The sequence below is a fragment of the Bradyrhizobium sp. CFUWI genome, from assembly GCF_056429085.1.
In genome coordinates, this window is record NZ_JBWJZE010000010.1 from 310,929 (window position 1) to 326,868 (window position 15,940).

At 57.8% G+C, this 15,940-nt stretch carries 13 protein-coding genes and 1 pseudogene; 9 read left to right on the top strand and 5 right to left on the bottom strand.

The window, feature by feature from the left end; genetic code table 11:
• Window positions 1-29: 29 nt before the first annotated feature.
• The 4 genes from AC066S_RS23305 (at window position 30) to AC066S_RS23320 (ending at window position 4,856) form a co-directional block, all read left to right on the top strand.
• Window positions 30-407, top strand: a complete 378-nt coding sequence (locus AC066S_RS23305; protein WP_135171805.1) for a hypothetical protein — start codon at window positions 30-32, stop codon at window positions 405-407.
• Between the two features lie 666 nt (window positions 408-1,073).
• Window positions 1,074-1,550, top strand: coding sequence for a hypothetical protein (locus tag AC066S_RS23310; RefSeq protein WP_347338990.1), 477 nt, complete (start codon window positions 1,074-1,076; stop codon window positions 1,548-1,550).
• 217 nt (window positions 1,551-1,767) lie between these two features.
• On the top strand, window positions 1,768-3,537 hold the full coding sequence (locus AC066S_RS23315; RefSeq protein WP_167767834.1) for an adenylate/guanylate cyclase domain-containing protein: 1,770 nt from the start codon (window positions 1,768-1,770) through the stop codon (window positions 3,535-3,537).
• 311 nt (window positions 3,538-3,848) lie between these two features.
• Window positions 3,849-4,856: a methyltransferase gene (locus tag AC066S_RS23320; RefSeq protein ID WP_478270691.1), complete on the top strand. Its 1,008-nt coding sequence runs from the start codon at window positions 3,849-3,851 to the stop codon at window positions 4,854-4,856.
• A 405-nt stretch (window positions 4,857-5,261) separates the two neighbouring features.
• Here the strand turns inward: AC066S_RS23320 and AC066S_RS23325 are convergent, their stop codons facing one another.
• Window positions 5,262-5,837, bottom strand: a complete 576-nt coding sequence (locus AC066S_RS23325) for a c-type cytochrome (protein ID WP_135171775.1) — start codon at window positions 5,835-5,837, stop codon at window positions 5,262-5,264.
• A 221-nt stretch (window positions 5,838-6,058) separates the two neighbouring features.
• Between AC066S_RS23325 and AC066S_RS23330 the strand changes: the two genes are divergently transcribed.
• Window positions 6,059-6,517 (top strand): cupin domain-containing protein, encoded by a 459-nt coding sequence (locus AC066S_RS23330; protein ID WP_135171774.1) that lies wholly within the window; start codon window positions 6,059-6,061, stop codon window positions 6,515-6,517.
• A 274-nt stretch (window positions 6,518-6,791) separates the two neighbouring features.
• Here AC066S_RS23330 and AC066S_RS23335 read toward each other — a convergent pair whose 3' ends face one another.
• A complete protein-coding gene (locus AC066S_RS23335; protein ID WP_135171773.1) occupies window positions 6,792-7,817 on the bottom strand; it encodes a methyltransferase in 1,026 nt (341 codons plus the stop codon).
• 222 nt (window positions 7,818-8,039) lie between these two features.
• Window positions 8,040-8,315: a DUF1127 domain-containing protein gene (locus AC066S_RS23340; RefSeq protein WP_478270698.1), complete on the bottom strand. Its 276-nt coding sequence runs from the start codon at window positions 8,313-8,315 to the stop codon at window positions 8,040-8,042.
• A 139-nt stretch (window positions 8,316-8,454) separates the two neighbouring features.
• Here AC066S_RS23340 and AC066S_RS23345 point away from each other — a divergent pair, with 139 nt between their 5' ends.
• Complete coding sequence (locus AC066S_RS23345) at window positions 8,455-10,017, top strand: winged helix-turn-helix domain-containing tetratricopeptide repeat protein (RefSeq protein WP_135171772.1); 1,563 nt, start codon at window positions 8,455-8,457, stop codon at window positions 10,015-10,017.
• Between the two features lie 195 nt (window positions 10,018-10,212).
• Here AC066S_RS23345 and AC066S_RS23350 read toward each other — a convergent pair whose 3' ends face one another.
• The gene (locus AC066S_RS23350; protein WP_135171771.1) at window positions 10,213-11,073 is read right to left on the bottom strand and encodes an alpha/beta fold hydrolase; all 861 of its coding nucleotides are present in this window, start codon (window positions 11,071-11,073) and stop codon (window positions 10,213-10,215) included.
• Between the two features lie 228 nt (window positions 11,074-11,301).
• Between AC066S_RS23350 and AC066S_RS23355 the strand changes: the two genes are divergently transcribed.
• Window positions 11,302-12,999 (top strand): winged helix-turn-helix domain-containing tetratricopeptide repeat protein, encoded by a 1,698-nt coding sequence (locus tag AC066S_RS23355; protein WP_478270692.1) that lies wholly within the window; start codon window positions 11,302-11,304, stop codon window positions 12,997-12,999.
• Between the two features lie 273 nt (window positions 13,000-13,272).
• Here AC066S_RS23355 and AC066S_RS23360 read toward each other — a convergent pair.
• Window positions 13,273-14,309 (bottom strand): annotated as a pseudogene (locus tag AC066S_RS23360) (IS110 family RNA-guided transposase).
• Between the two features lie 283 nt (window positions 14,310-14,592).
• Here AC066S_RS23360 and AC066S_RS23365 point away from each other — a divergent pair.
• Both AC066S_RS23365 and AC066S_RS23370 read left to right on the top strand, forming a co-directional pair.
• Window positions 14,593-15,021 (top strand): lipocalin-like domain-containing protein, encoded by a 429-nt coding sequence (locus tag AC066S_RS23365; RefSeq protein ID WP_135171769.1) that lies wholly within the window; start codon window positions 14,593-14,595, stop codon window positions 15,019-15,021.
• 18 nt (window positions 15,022-15,039) lie between these two features.
• Entirely contained in the window at window positions 15,040-15,423 is a 384-nt protein-coding gene (locus AC066S_RS23370; protein WP_135171768.1) for a nuclear transport factor 2 family protein, read from the top strand.
• The last annotated feature ends 517 nt before the right edge of the window (window positions 15,424-15,940 follow it).

The window sequence follows — 15,940 nt, forward strand, 5'->3', positions numbered from 1 at the left end:
GATGTAGTCAACTCCACGCTAGGAACGCCATGACGGCTGCTGAACACTTAGGAATCGTCTCTGCGGCCGTGCTCGCCGCCTCTGCATTCATGGTGTCGCGCGCTCAGTGGTTCTTTGGTCGAAGGCTATCGCTAGAGGAAGCGCTTTCGGTCGGATGGATGGCTTGGTCGATCTTTATGGCAGGGTTCGTGATCTACATTGGACTGAAGCTCCCGCTGGGTCTTACTCGCGAGCCGGACGCCCCAGCCATCGGTGTCGCCGGTTGCTTGTCTCTGGTCGCCATTTTGTGGTTGGCACGGGCGGTCACCGACTGGGGACGAAGCGTGAAAATATCGATCTTTGCTCTGTTCCTTCTTACGCTGGTGGTTGTCTCCCTCACGCTGGACTTGTCGCGCTCTCAAGTCTGAGACCCAGCGTACTTTCGTTTGTGGCCCGTTACTGACCTCAGCTCAGGACGCTGCGACGGCCGCTTCGGGAAGGTGAGCCGACCCGCTTCTGGAAGAAGGCTAAGGCAGCCTTTGACCCGAAGCCGACTTTGGCGTTGAGTCGGTTTGCTCTGAGTGCTACCTTTCAGTGACATCATCCCTTTTAGGGCTGATGGGGCGGGTGGGTCACCAGGCTTACGGACTGCCACCTGCCATTTTGGCAATTGGAATACTTTCTAGCCACAGGCCCCGCCTCCGGACGCATTTCAAAGTCGGGGGAATGTTCGTTGATGACATTTTTCCTCCGTTCTTCCCATTGACTCGGAGGCGGGCTTTTTGTGTCCAACGCTTCAGAAAAAGCTGTCCGCCATGTCTTTTTTCAGAAGCCGAGCCCGGTGCCCGGCGGGTAATGGCTATTCAAGCGCAACGCGAATTTGCCGCTACGTTTTGGCTTCCATGCTCTGGGCTGCCTGCGTCGTTCTCTTCGCGGGCAACGCGACCGCTCAATGCACAGCCCGCGATGTCTTGCAGAACCAACTGAAGCTCAAGACGCACTCGGCCCCAGCGTCCCAACAGCCTATCGGGTCCGCTCGCGACGTCGCGACATGGAAGACGATTACAATAGGTACCTTCGCCGACCCTCTTAAGTTGCGCAACGAGCTCGATAGCAAGGGCTGCAGTGTCGGTGGTCAGGCCGCCGAAGTCCTTGCTCGGCCGACGTTCACCGTTAGCTCTCAGAAGACAAATGTGGAGCTCGTCGATCTGTCGCCTGCGCAGCTTGGGTTCACGTCCGATAACGTGACCTTGGCGAACGTTTACGCGCGCGTCCAGCAGCTCGGCTTTCAACTTGCTGCGGCAGAGGTTGGCCCACAATTGCGTATCCAATATTTCGACCAACCTATAGGCGAATTTCTCATCATCGGAATGGACCCCATCAAAACCTGGAGCGGTGAGCCGATTATTCTGAATGTGGCAAACGGCGGCGCCGGATTAATTCTAATCGGGCAGGACGGTCGACCTGAAGCGGATATACCCGTGAGCTCTCGTTTCATTTTCGTCCGAGCCTATCAGCCAGCCGCTAGCAGGGAAGCCGTCGGCTCAGTCGCAGCAATTCTGCCGCCGTGAACGCAGTGACGCGTTAGCATCGAATGGGCAGCTTGTGGCCCTTAAGCGAAGTAGAGGCGCACCTCGTTGAGGTCCGCTCAGTGAGGCATGGCGGACCAGATTTGCTGAGGTTGAATTCTTCGCATCTTGACCCGGAACGGACTTCAGGGCCCTAGCCCGATTGCGCTCCGCCATGCTTTAATGGAGTAAGGCGGACTTCTGGATTTCAGGGGCTCTTTTGACCACGGAACGGGCTGAACGACGACTGGCAGCAATCTTCGCTGCTGATGTGGTGGGTTATTCCCGGCTCGTGAGCGCCGACGAGGAAGGCACGCTGTCGCGCTTGGGCACGCTGCGGCGCGACATCATCGAAGCCAATATTGACCGTTATTCCGGCCGCCTATTCAAGATCATGGGCGACGGCTTCCTGGCGGAGTTTGCCAGCGCGGTTCAGGCGGTCTCCTGTGCACTCGCAATCCAGACAGAGACTGAGGCAGTGGCATCTGGTTTCGATGACGCCCAAAAGATGCGGCTGCGGATAGGCATTCATGTCGGCGACGTTTTGGTAACGGGCGAAGACCTAATGGGCGACGGCATCAATATCGCGGCGCGGCTGGAAAGCATCGCTGCACCCGGTGGCATTTCTATCTCACGCGCCGTGCATGACCAGATCCGCGACCGCATTAAGACCACGTTTGACGACAAAGGTGAGGTCTTCCTGAAAAACATAGCCCGGCCGGTGCAGGTATTCGCCGTTGCTGAAGCTAAGAGTGTCGCGCCCATCAAAGCGACGCCCTCCGCGCTCGCTCTCCCCAACAGGCCATCTATTGCAGTGCTGCCGTTCCAAAACATGTCCGGGGATCCAGAGCAGGAGTATTTTGCGGACGGTGTGGTGGAAGACATCATCACAGCGCTTTCCCGGTTCAAGACCCTTTTCGTTATCGCTCGCAACTCAAGTTTTACCTACAAGGGAAAAGCCGTTGACGTTAGGAAAGTGGGCTCAGAGCTTGGCGTGCGCTATGTTTTGGAAGGCAGCGTTCGCAAGGCAGGTGGTCGAGTACGAATAACAGGTCAGCTGATAGACAGCGCTACCGGTGCTCATATCTGGGCCGATCGGTTCGATGGCGAACTGCACGACGTGTTCGAACTTCAAGACCAAATAACGACAAGTGTTCTCAATCGATTATTGACGCATGTACAAATTGCCGAGATTGAACGCGCAAATCGAAAGCCGAGTACGAACCTGCACGCCTACGACTGCTATTGGAGAGGGTTGTCGGAACACTGGAAGCAGACCAAGTCGAGCAACGACGTTGCTCTCGTTCATTTCCTCAAGGCCATTGACCTGGATCAAAATTTTTCCTCGGCGTATGGGATGGCGGCAATAATCTTTGCCATGCAGAAGCAGAACTTTTGGCTGGCAGATGTCGCGCAAGATACGACGGAGGCTATCCGCCTTGCACGCCGGGCCATTGAGTTAGGTCCGACGGACGAGACAGCGCTGTGTCGTGGCGGACATTGTCTTGGGTATCTTGCTGGCGAGCTAGATTTTGCCGCAGAATGCATTAGGCGGGGTCTCGCGATTAACCCAAACTACGCTGGTGGCTGGAGTTACAGCGCTTGGACCCATCAATGGTTGGGCGATCATCAATCTTCGTTAGCCGACGTTCGCCAATGGGAGCGCCTCAGCCCTTGTGAGCCGACGATGCTTCAAGGAAAGATGATTTCGGCATTCGCTCATGTGTATTTGGGAAACTTCGAGGAAGCGGCACGTCTCGCGCAACGGATAATCGATGAGCGCCCAAATCTTATGGTGGGTTGGCGCCTTTTGGCGATCAGCAGGGCTTTGGCGGGCGACGTTGTCTCGGCGAAAACTGCAACAAAGAAGGCGATGGAACTCGATCCGTCCCTGACCGCCTCGGGTTTGGTTTCGCTTGCGCCACTACGCCGCGCCATTGATATCGAGCGCCTGAAAGAAGGCTACACCAAAGCAGGGTTCCCGGCGTAGCCATGCCACAAGGCGAATTACTGGATGTTCCACGCGAGCATGTCGCGACGGGCTTACCGCTTGGATTGCGTTCTATTCCTCGGATAAGCCGCGTGGTGAGGACTACTCAGTCAGGGAGTTCGACGAACAGATCGCGAGCGGGAAGAGCGTTCTTGAGCGTTTGCTCGTGGACAGGTCCGTCGATCTCTCGCACCCGATAATCGTCAAACGACTGGGGTCAGCTTTTGGCCCGTAGCTGACCTTCACGGCAATCTCGTTAAGGCCGCTTCTGACCCCTTTTCGGTCGGCCAGCTCAGGAAGGAGACGAGACCATGACCACAAATGCTTTCTCGGACCTTATGCGGCTGATCAATGGCTATCAAATTTCACAGGCCATTCACGTCGCGGCCCGGCTCGGCATAGCCGATCATCTTAGTCACGGGCCGCTAAGCAGTAACGAACTTGCTCGGCTCAGCGAATCCCATCCGAGGACACTTTATCGCCTCTTGCGGGCACTGGCTTCAGCCGGTGTTTTCCATGAGGCCGAGAACAGAACGTTTTCGCTCACCCCGATGGGCGAGTGTCTTCGTTCTGATTCGCCGACTCCACTCGACGGGTGGGCCGCATATGTCGGCCGACCTTATGCATGGCAGGCCTGGGGCCATCTTGAACACAGCGTTCGCACTGGCGAGAATGCCTTTCGGCATCTCAACGGTCAGAGCGTATGGGCGTATCGCAGCACCCGTCCATATGAGAATGCGATTTTCAACCGAGCCATGACGGCCAATTCTCGCGGAGCCATCGAAGCTATCATCGCCGCCTGCGACTTCAGTCGCTTCCGGCACGTCGCCGACATCGGGGGCGGTCAAGGTCAGCTACTGGCGGGAATTCTCGCCGCACACAAAAGCCTGCGCGGAACGCTGTTCGATCAGCCGCACGTGGTCGGTAATGCGACCGAAGTTCTGAGCCAACATCGAGTCGCCGACAGATGCGAAATCGTTGGGGGCAGTTTCTTTGACGAGATCCCGGAGGGGGCTGACGCTTATGTGATGCGCGCGGTCATTCACGATTGGGACGACGAAGAAGCCATTTCTATCCTGAAGACATGCCGCCGCGCTATGAAGGCTGACGCCAGATTGCTGCTCGTTGAACGTGTCGTGGAGCCGCCGAACGAGGGGCTAAACTCGAAATTCAGTGACCTCAACATGCTCGTCATGCTCGGCGCGCTGGAACGGACCTACGACGAGTATTCTGCGCTTTGCCGAACAGCCGGATTCGAGACGCGCGGCACTGCTCGTGCGGGCGCGAACTTCCAAGTCATCGAGGCAGTTCCCACCTAGGCCGAACCAGTGTGGGACTTTGCTTCGCTGCCGCAGAGGCACGCTCAGATACATTTTCACATACTGAGGTCCGCTTAGGGCCCGTAGCTCACCTTCATCCCAATCTCGTTAAGGGCCGCTTGTGACCCTGAGCGGACCAAGAACCTGAACGGTCCTTTTGAATTGCCAGCATGATCCACAAATGCTCGTCCAATGGTGTCTTTAGCCCACAAGGTATATCTCGCGCCTTAGTCGCTGAAAAATCACTCAGAAATACGCATCGTCATTGCACGGCGATTACTGGGAGCGGTACCATTCCAAACGTCGTCCTCGGTAGAACACGTGGGCAGTCTCACTCAAAGTTTGACGTCCTGGCTGACGAGCGCTGGCGACAAGATGGCGGGGCGGCTGGCGCAAAACGTCCGACTATGGCTCTAAGCTTGCGAAATAAGTCGCAAGCGCCTCGATCTCTGGTTGCGGGATTAGCTGTCCCGTTGACGACATCGGCGGATGTAGTGTGTGATCGCGCTGCATTTTTGATATCTGGAAGGCGAGATAATTCCGCAATTGCCCCGCAAGTCGCGGTACATCCTTTGTCCCGCGATAATCCGCCCCATGACAATCGGAACAATCCAAAGTGCGAGCCATCGTCGAACCGGCATCCTGTGTCTGTTGATCTGCCGTCATCTTGGTGACTGCTCGCAGGGGCGGGCGCGAGGAGAAGTAATCAGCGATGCTTTGCAAGTCTTCACTCGAAGCAGCGGCTAGGTTCGATTGCATAGCCGGTCCGAACCTCTTACCCGATATATACAACGCGAACTGTTTAAGGAGATAGGCAGCCGGCAGCCCATCGAGCAGCGGTGCGCTGTGCGAGTTGTCCACGCGATGGCAATTCACACATAGCTCGGCTTTTTTCTCCCCGGCCGACACATCGGCCAGAGCGCCCGTCGCATGGGCGGCAAGAGCTGCGACTAGAGCAAGGATCAGCGATTTCTTACTCATGGTGCATGATAGCGCACCTGAGCATCAGTAGTCTATTGTCCGTTGATGACGGCACGATTTAGCCTGTTAAGTCAATACTTCTGCCTTTATGGCTCTCTAGCAAGGGTAGGTAGGTTGTTTCCGTGGCGTACGCGCCGTCCCAGCGCAGCTTACTCTCACTCTCGTACGTTCGCTGCATTGCGACTTGCATCCCTTGCTGCAAAGAACTTGGAGAATATGCCATGAAGAAATTAGTTCTGATGGCAACCAGTTTGGTCGCACTCTCCATTCCGGCGGCCGCGCAAAACACCGAGGTTCGGGTAATGCCCGACACACTCGTATGGAAGGAGAATTCCGCCTTTCCAAAGGATGTGCAGATTGCCACTCTGGTCGGCGACCCAACGAAAGCGGGTGACGTTGTTGTCTTGCGCATCAAGTTTCCAACGAATTTCCAAATGCCGCCGCACACCCATCCCTATTCTGAAGTGGTTACTGTCATTAGTGGCGCCGTCGGAAGCAGCCATGGTGAGAAATTCGAAAAGACTGGTGATCTGCTAAAGCCAGGCTCGTTGTGGGTATACCCCGCGAAACACGCGCACTACGCCTGGACCGGAAGCGAAGAAGGGATACTTCAAGTTCAGTTTGTTGCACCGGGTGGCATCGATTACATCAATCCAGCTGACGATCCGCGCAAACAATAACGCTCGAATTTGTAGAGGAGGTCTTTCTCTTACTCCCTGCGCTGCTGGCTCATCGATCTGGCAAAATAGGGCGACTGCAGATCGGATGGGCTTAACAGCGCGCCACCTTGCAGCATGCATTCCGACAAGCTGTTTGTATATCTGTTCGTGGCCCTTTGCGAAGTTGCGCCGCATCCGACAGAGGTCCGCTCACCGGGCTGGAGCGGACCAGATTTACTCAACCTGAGTTCTTCGGATTTTGACCCCACAACGGACGTCCTACATCCACTCTCGCTCAAGCCACCACGGCCTCCACGATGCTCGCCGCAGAGCTGGTTGGGACAACCCGCGTTAGCCGGAAACCGGCCTTGGTCAGAAGCGACCCGTATTCGACTTCGGTTCGCTCCTGACCTCCCATACTAACGAGCATCGTCATGTCGAGCATTTTCCCTGGATGCGGGGTGTCGCCGAGGGGCAGCACCATTTCGACGAGGAGCAGACGACAGGCCGGGTTCATTGCCTTGCGGACATTGCCAAGGATAGTCAGGCATTGATCCTCGTCCCAATCGTGGATGATGTGCGAAAGGATGTAAGCATCCGCCCCAGTGGGGACGCTCTTGAAGAAATCGCCGGCCTCAATCGTCACCCGATCACTCACGCCTTTGGCGTCGAGCAAAGTCGGAGCGTCCGTCACAACGTGCGGCCGGTCAAAAAGGATGCCGCGCGGTCTGGCATGATGGGAGAGGACGGCCGCGAGCATGTTGCCGGTCGCGCCGCCGACGTCGATAATAGTTTCAAAGACTGAGAAATCATAAGCTGCGGCGACGGCTGCAGGCTCCTGACTGTGGATACCGACCATCATCTCACTGAACAGCGAGGCGTCCTCGGGATGATGGCCAAGGTAGTCGAAAAACGTTTCGCCGTGCGCCTTCTCAAAGCCGGGTTTGCCGGTCTCAATGGAATAAACCACATTGTCCCAACCTCTTTGAGACGACGGACTGCCGGAAAAAATCACGGATGATCGTGCCGAGCCAGCCGCGCCGGTCTTCAGCGCCTCGCCTAATTCGGTCAGGGCAAAACGCTGTTCCGTGCGCTCGGTCAGAATACCCAGGTTTGCCAGTGTTCGCATCAGCCTGTGCAACGAAGGCGCATGCACGTGCATAGACTCGGCAAGCTCCGCAGCGCTCTTCGGGCCGGGGGCGAGTTGATCGGCCAGCCCCAGCTTGGCCGCTGCATAGACTATTCTCGCGACAACAAAGCCCCGGCCCATCTGAATTAATTTAACGTGCGGCGGAAGGTCGTCCGACTTACTAACTGCCATGACCAATCTCCAAAAAAGATGGTGTACCAGCTAGCCGAGGAACTGGCTACTTTGGCTTTTGGGCACCTTTGAGACATGCCGCACCTTACGATGAATGTCGGCTTTCAGGGGTAAAGCGGAGGCAACGCGGACATCGCGAAATCGTCGCTCTTGACCCATATCGGAAGTCAGCATTTGCGCTACGACGCTTCTGGTAGTGACCATTCCGAACGTCCATCGCTGCTAGATATCGACATTCATTCGCCGGATAGGACGCCTCGCGGATCGCAATCCCGATGCGAAGCGAGGTAGTCGATTTCGCCGCGTAATACCGATATCCATTAGCTCCCTGTCACTTAGGTCGCACAAGTTGGCCAGGAATCTCCGGCGTTTGCGCCACTCCTGAAATGCATTCCAATATGTTTCGAGAGGACTGTAGACCTGCCGCCTTGCGGTTACCGGCCGCAGCTCAGTGGTCTCGCCGATCGTGCTTATTAGGATGCGTCCTGTCTGGAGGATGTGTCCTGTCTGGACCGTTCACTAGGCAGAAGTTGCCGCAAGATACGCGGGCGCGCTTAACTGGTGGCTTACATTTCTCTAACCGGCGGCTTACTCTTCATGCGCTAGTACAGAGGCAACCCCGGGAAGGAATGGCAGCTTGCGCTATCTCTTCGAGGATTACACATTTGATACGGAACGGCGCGAACTGCATCGGGGGGCGGATGCGGTGTCGATCACACCGCAGGTTTTTGACCTGCTCGAATACCTGATCCGCAACAGGGAGCGGGTTGTCAGCAAGGACGACCTCATCAAAGCCATTTGGAATGGGCGCAGCGTATCCGACGCGGCGCTGACAACCCGCCTGAATGCCGCCCGGACTGCAATCGGCGATTCCGGCGAGGAACAGCGCTTCATCAAAACACTACCGCGCAAGGGCTTCCGTTTCGTCGGAGCAATCCGGGAAGCGCAGGAACCGGCAGGCGCAGCAGTTGCCGACAACCAGGTAGAACTTCAAAAACCCGACCTTGCGCTCCCCGACAAACCCTCCATCGCCGTGCTGCCGTTTGAGAACATGAGCGGCGATCCCGAGCAGGAATATTTCGCCGACGGCATGGTGGAAGAAATCATCACTGCGCTGTCGCGCTTTAAGTCTCTGTTCGTTATCGCACGTCACTCGAGTTTCACCTTCAAGGGCAAAGCCGTCGATATCAAGGAAGTCGGGCGCAGGCTCGGCGTGCGCTATGTCGTCGAGGGGTCTGTGCGGAAGGCGTCGGGGAAAGTTCGCATCACAGGGCAGTTGATCGATGCGGTTACAGGCGCGCATCTATGGACGGACAGATTCGAGCGTGACCTGACCGACGTTTTTGCTCTCCAGGACGAAGTAACCATCGCCGTCGTCTCGGCTATTGAGCCAAAGATGCTTCAAACAGAAATTGCAATGGCGATGCGGCGGCGACCGGAGAACCTCACCGCGTATGATTATTTCCTCCGAGCTTTGCCGCAGTACTACCTAGCGACCCGCGAAGGGTTCGCCGAGGCGATCAGGCTGGCTCATCGGGCCTTGGAGCTCGACCCTCGGTTCGGCTCTGCCGCGGCTCTGGCAGGTGACTGTCATGTGAGCAACGTCGTTTTGGGCTATGCCAACGATCCCCAGTTCGACCGCAAGGAAGCAGTTCGGCTTGCTCGTTTGGCATTGAGCATCGACGATGGTGATCCGGACACGTTGTCAAGGGCTGCCGTAATCTCGGCGTACATGGTCGGCGATAGTGAAGCCGAGATCGAAATGGCTGACCGGGCGGTCGCGCTCAACCCAAATTCATGGCGCACATGGAACAACAGAGGCTACGTCTATAGAGTTGCGGGGCTGCCGGAGGAAGCGATCCGGAGCTTTGAACGTGCCGTTCGCATGAGCCCGGTAGACCCGCTGCTATACATGACGTTTCTTGGCATTGGGGTGGCCCTTATTGAGCTTGGTCGCTTTGACGAGGCCATCGTCGTATTGAAGAAAGCCCTTCGTCAGAATCCCTCCTATATGCCAGCTTGCCGCTGCCTCGCGTCCGCCTTCGCCCATCTCGGACGTGACGCTGAGGCGCACGACGCGGCGGCGCGGGCGCTTGAGATCGATCCCGCCTTTACAATATCGGCGCTTATCGCCCGGGGGGCCGGCAAAAACGTAAAGCTGTTGATTGAGGGTCTTCGGAAAGCAGGGTTGCCCGAATAGCCCGCTGCGCGGTACGGACGATGTGATCGAATGACCGCTTCTGGCACAAAGCGTCAGTTTGCGCGATCCAAGGCCATGTCCGGTGTTGGGCGTAAAGCCGATTTGCCGGTTGAGCGCCCGCACTTCTCAGGTTGACCCAAAGGCGACCTCACGCCGGGTACTTGCAACTGTTACCGGCGCAGAAGGCTATCCGGCTCACGTGGAGTTCCGGAATGGAATCCCGAAGGGAGAAACGAAGCTCAGGTCGGCCCACGCTAGGGATTCGGTTTTCATGACATGATCGCTAACGTGTTCGGCCAGTTCGGCGGCGTGCGTAGCCGTCATGAAATGACCCGCGCCGCCAATCGTATGCAACGATGCGTTCGCCAATGCGCGGCTCAGGATATCCGCACACTTGCGCAGAGCTGGCGAGGTTCGTTCACCCCGGACAACGCGGGTCGGCAGTAGGATATTTCGCAGCAACTCCGTCTTCGGATCGAAACCCGAACGCATGTCGAGGATATGGGTTGGCGTCTTTGTGATGATTTGCTCCCGCAGGCAAGGCGGCAGGGCAGCGAAGCGTCCGGGGCCGTCAAGATAATCGACAATTTGCCGGGCTGCATCTCTCTCGCCGGCCTCGAATGACCGCACGCAGTCATCGCGCATTGTCGCGAACTGCTCATGGAGCGAGAACTCGCCTGCCTGGCGCAGAAGGCCGAACGCCACGGGTTCGATCAGCGTGAGGCTCATCAGGGGCATCAGCCCACAGAGCGCGAGGTCGAGGCAGACCAGCGCCCCATAGGAATGTCCGACGAGATGCACGGGGCCGCCAGCGCGACGGATCACCGCTTCGACGGTTTCCGAGGACCGGTCGATTGAGCAATTCGCCGGCATCCGGCTTTCCCGTGTGCCGCCATACCCCGGCAGGCTGGTGGTTACAGTGCGGAAGCGGTTGTCCAACGCCTCGAGAATGTTGCCCCAAGCCGACCGTGTCGCCCAGGAACCGGGCACGAAGACAATGGTCGGTCCTTTTCCTTGCTCGCAATAATCGATAGCTCCGTGCTTATCATACAGCATCTGGATCTCCCGGCTATCCTCTGTCCTGCGCGTCGAAGCGCACCTGCAGCATGACGGAGGTCCGGTCCGGACACTTCTCCGACCCCTTACTTTTTCCTATTCAACCGCTAAGTTTGCACATCCAGGCCGCTTGGCCAGGTTCGATCGGAGCAGACGGTTGCGCTACCTGTTTGAGGACTTAGTGCTGGATACCGACAAGCGGGAGCTGCGTCGCGGATCCGAAGCGGTTTGATCGCGCCCCAGGTTTTTGACCTGCTTGTGTATCTCATCCGCAATCGCGAGCATGTCACCAGCAAGGACGACCTGATTGCCGCCGTGTGGGGACGCCGTGTCGTCACAGACGCGGCGCTGGCAACTCGGCTCAATTCGGCACGCGCGGCGATCGGCGATAGCGGTAGCGAGCAGCGCCTGATCAAGACCTTGCAGCGCAAGGGTGTCCGCTTCGTGGGCGCTGTTCGCGAAGTCGATGGGGAGGTCGACTCAAATGCAACGCCCATGCGGACGATGCCGCCCGACAAGCCTACGATTGCCGTGCTTCCGTTCCAGAACATCTCAGATGATCCCGGTCAGGACTACTTCGCCGACGGATTGGTCGAGGACATCATCACGGCGCTGTCGCGGTTCAGGTCCTTGTTCGTCATCGCCCGACAATCGAGCTTCACTTACAAGGACAAGACCGTCGACATTAAGCAGATCGGACGCGAACTTGGCGTGCGCTACGTTCTCGAAGGGAGCGTGCGCAGGGCGGGGGCGCGCTTGAGGATCTCCGGACAACTGATCGATGTCGGGACCGCGGCCCATATTTGGGCGGATCGCTTCGACGGTGCGCTGGACGACATGTTCGATCTGCAAGACAAGGTCACGCGACAGGTGGTCGGCGCGATCACGCCGGAGCTCGATCGCGCCGAGATGGAACGCGCAGGCCGGCGGTCGGCCGGCAACATCGATGCCTTTGCGGCGTTCTATCGCGGCTTGCCCCATACCGAGTTTCCTACCAGCGCCGAGAACAATGATTCCGCCATGCAAGACTTCAAGCGCGCGATCGCGCTTGATCCGAATTTCGCGCCCGCCTATGGCGGTGTTGCGTCGTGTCTAGGGTGGCGGCGCGCCAACAAATGGCCCGGCGATGTCGCCGAAGATAACGCCGAGCTACTGCGGCTTGCCGATCGGCTGAAGGCGATGGGCACGGACGATGCCGCGGCCCTAAGCGTCGTTGGCTTCAACCTGTTCTGGTTCCAGCTCGCCTACGATGGCGGCGCTGAAATGATCGAGCGCGCCATCCTTGCAAATCCCAACTACGCGCGCGCCTATAATTTCAGAGGCCTGTTGCGCGCCTGGAATGGCGGGTCGGATGAAGCGATTGCCGATTTCGAACGCGCCATGATGCTGAGTCCGCGCGATCCCTTCAATTACAACGCCATGCTGGGCATCGCGCTCGCAAATCACAATGCTGGACGACACGCCGAGGCAGCAGATTGGGCGGACAGGGCAGTCAGAGCATTTCCTCCATTCTTCCTCGTTGGAATGGGGCAGGCAATCCTCTGCTATGTGGGTGCAGATCGCATGGATGATGCTCGGAGACTGATGGCAGAGTGTATCCGTCAATCACCGGCATGGCGCCGATCGACGGCCGTGCCTCCGCCTTGGAGAGGTCACCCCAGCTCAGAGCCGAGTTTATGGAAGCTTTTATCAAGGCTGGGCTTCCCGATTGATTGGTGCGGGTTCTACTTCATCACGCAATGCGCTCCAGATATCCCCAGGACTTTATCCGGCGTACGAATCGGGATAGGGGGCGCCCGACCGACGGCTCGATTTCGGTCTTTATGCCCGCGTGAAGGTCGGTTTCGTCATCTTCTTCGAGGCGTCCACAGGTCCGTCTTGTGGCACTTTTGTATGGACCGGCCGTGCGTTGCAAGCTGGATTTGACGATCTGGAGACGATTGGTCTTGCGCTTCTGTATCCGGCCCTTGAACGGAGGGTTTGTGCTCCTGGCCATCATGGATATCCGCGCACATCCGATCTCATTCTGAGAAAGGCCCTGAAAGGCCGCTAGTGCCACCAGTTCACGGATGCGACGGCGAGACCGTTTCTCCACCTCCTCAATCCAACTCGCAGACCTCGGCAGGTGAACCTGTGCATTACTCGTTGCGTGATGGATCAGCCTTGGACATCCCCTCGGCGGTCCCAAACACGCTGATGTTACGCCACTCCTGGCTCGACGCGCGCATCGTAGCTGCGTGCCTGCGCCAACATAGTCCAGGTGATCCGCGCCAGCTTATTGGCGAGTGCGGTTGCCAGGACGTTATGATGTAAGCGTTGTGCTGCGGCCGTTAGCCAACGGCCAAAACTGTGCTTTGCCCAGTTTGCCGGCCTGAGCAAAATAACGCGGGCACCTTGCATGAAGAGCGTGCGCAGATAGCGATTGCCACGTTTAGTGATGCGGCCTACGATCACCCGTGGACATCTGCTTCGGTACCAAGCCGAGCCACGCCGCAAAGTCGCGCCCTTTTGCAAAGGCAGTGCCGTTGCCGATCGCAGCCACCATTGCACTTGCAATGATCGGGCCGACACCCGGAACCGTCATCAACTGCCGACAGCTCGCGTCGTCGCGCGCCAAGGCTCGTCACGTTTTCGATTCGCTCATCGAGATGCGACCAGTCGCCGACCAGGTCCTCAACAATCCTGACCATACGGGGCGACAATACGTCGGTACGTGTAGCCAGGAGGTCTGGAAGTTGACGTCGCAGGAAGCGAAGTCCTTGCCGCACAGGAATGCCGCGTTCAAGAAGGAAACAGCGGATTTGGTTGATCACAGCTGCACGATCGCGGATGAGGCGGGATCGAACGCGATGGAGCGCCTGTAGATCTAGTTAATGGTCGGTTTTCACTGGAACGCAGCGTGTCGCGGGACGCTGCACGGCTTCGGCGACCGCGTAGGCATCCCGGAAGTCGTTCTTATGGCCTTGCCGGAACGGTTTAGAGTAAGCCGGCGGTACTTGCTTTACGTCGTGACCAAGCGCAGTTAGCTCGCGGGCAACATAGTGCGTTGCCATGCCGGCTTCGATGCCGATCAGGCATTGCGGCACGTTTACAAGTCGTGCGGCGATCCGGCCGCGAGCGACCTTTTCCCGCAAAACGATTGTACCCTTCTCATCCAGGCCAATCATATGCAACGTGTTCTTGCCGGTATCGATGCCAATCGTGCGGACGGTTGCGGTGTCTGTCTTGAAAGGCATGGCGGTGCGCTCCTCGTGCTCTTAGGCCCTCGCTCACTCTCTGAGCGGTTCGGGGCAGGAGCACGGCCGGTCCATCCCATTCTGAGACATGCTGGGCGGCCGTTACGATGCCCGCTTCCGGGGGTAGACCGGAAGTGGCTGGCTTACCGTCAGACCGACGCGATTGACCCAGAGGGGACGGTCGTCGCTAGCCAAATAACACTTTCAAGGCTAGCTTTCATGTGCCCTGACGAGCAGGTCAAACCGTGCGCGTCGCAGGGCCGAAACTCAGAGGGAAGCGGCAATGTCGCAAAGCAATCATGCCTCATTGGTTGGCCTTTGGAAGTTAAAATCTATCCAATTTGAAGCTGCCGACACGGGGGAGATCGCCGATGTGTTTGGCCCAAACCCGTCGGGTTATATGATCCATACCGGTGAGGGACGGGTGATGGCGATCCTGACGCGCGCGGATCGCGCGCCACCGAAGGAAGACGCTGACGGCTCGGCGCTTTTCAAGACCATGATGGCTTACACCGGCACCTGTAGGACTGAAGGCGATGACAAATTCATCACCAATGTCGATCTCGCTTGGCACCCCGCTTGGAATGGCACCGAGCAGACCCGGTTTTTCAAGCTGGAAGGCGATGCTCTTTCGATCACGACCGCTCAGCAAGCCAACCCCATGCTTGGGGGCCGGATGGGGCGGGGCATTATTACGTGGACAAGGGCCTGATCTGGGGGAGATGGCTGCATGACCGATGTACTCGAAATTATCCGCGCTTACGGGGCGGCTTGGCTAGAAGCCGACGAAGCGGAGCGCCGTCGCCTTTTGCAAATATCCTGGAGCGAGGATGGAGCTTATGAGGACCCGACCGCGAGTGTAGTGGGTCGGGAAGCTTTGATCCGGCATATCGCCGACTTCCAAATGCGCTTGCCGAGGACAACGATTGTCTTGGCTAGCGGCGTCGATCACCATCACGGCAAATTCCATTTTTTGTGGAAGATGGTCGGGCCGGACGGACAAGTTTCCGCCGAAGGACGTGATTTTGGTGAGTTTGATCGTGATGGTCGCATTTGCCGCATTGCGGGTTTCTTCGGTTCGCCCCCGCCGCTTCCGGGCGCCCTAGTATTTTGAGGAAGGCGCCCGTGACATCGAAGCGTTCTCGAAAAGTCTGAGTCGGCTGTTGCCGAGTAGGCCCAGGGAATTTCACCCCTGAGCCTCTCACAGATCCGGACTTGATACTCTCGCATCATCCGGCTCGTGCCATCGATTGAAGGCTGCCGCCTTCCGTTGAGCTTCGGGCTCCTCCCGTTGCCAGTTGGCCCGATTCATCGTCGATGACCCACCCCCTTCGCTCCACGACCATTACAGCCGCTTCCTCGCTACTACGGAGCAGTCCGCCCCCCTCCGGCGCATCGGTACTTTCGGCCTTGCGGTTGGGGCCGCTTGGGCCTTTTCCCTTGGCATCGCCGGCTAGGTTCTCACGTTCCTTACAAGAGCCTGGTTGAGCTTCGCGCCGTCTACTGAGCTGGCCCCGGTTGTCTGAACAGAATATCCGCGTCGATAAGTGGAGCCTCTGCCGGGGTTAGGCTGCCGTGCGGAGCGGCAGCGGGGTGAAGTAGGCTTGATCCGGTGTGCTGCCGTCAAGGCT

Bases quoted from the DNA above. Each gene is read 5' to 3' on its own strand.
- AC066S_RS23305 (WP_135171805.1), top strand. From the start codon at position 30: ATGACGGCTGCTGAACACTTAGGAATCGTCTCTGCGGCCGTGCTCGCC.
- AC066S_RS23320 (WP_478270691.1), top strand. From the start codon at position 3,849: ATGACCACAAATGCTTTCTCGGACCTTATGCGGCTGATCAATGGCTAT.
- AC066S_RS23325 (WP_135171775.1), bottom strand. From the start codon at position 5,837: ATGAGTAAGAAATCGCTGATCCTTGCTCTAGTCGCAGCTCTTGCCGCC.
- AC066S_RS23330 (WP_135171774.1), top strand. From the start codon at position 6,059: ATGAAGAAATTAGTTCTGATGGCAACCAGTTTGGTCGCACTCTCCATT.
- AC066S_RS23335 (WP_135171773.1), bottom strand. From the start codon at position 7,817: ATGGCAGTTAGTAAGTCGGACGACCTTCCGCCGCACGTTAAATTAATT.
- AC066S_RS23350 (WP_135171771.1), bottom strand. From the start codon at position 11,073: ATGCTGTATGATAAGCACGGAGCTATCGATTATTGCGAGCAAGGAAAA.
- AC066S_RS23365 (WP_135171769.1), top strand. From the start codon at position 14,593: ATGTCGCAAAGCAATCATGCCTCATTGGTTGGCCTTTGGAAGTTAAAA.
- AC066S_RS23370 (WP_135171768.1), top strand. From the start codon at position 15,040: ATGACCGATGTACTCGAAATTATCCGCGCTTACGGGGCGGCTTGGCTA.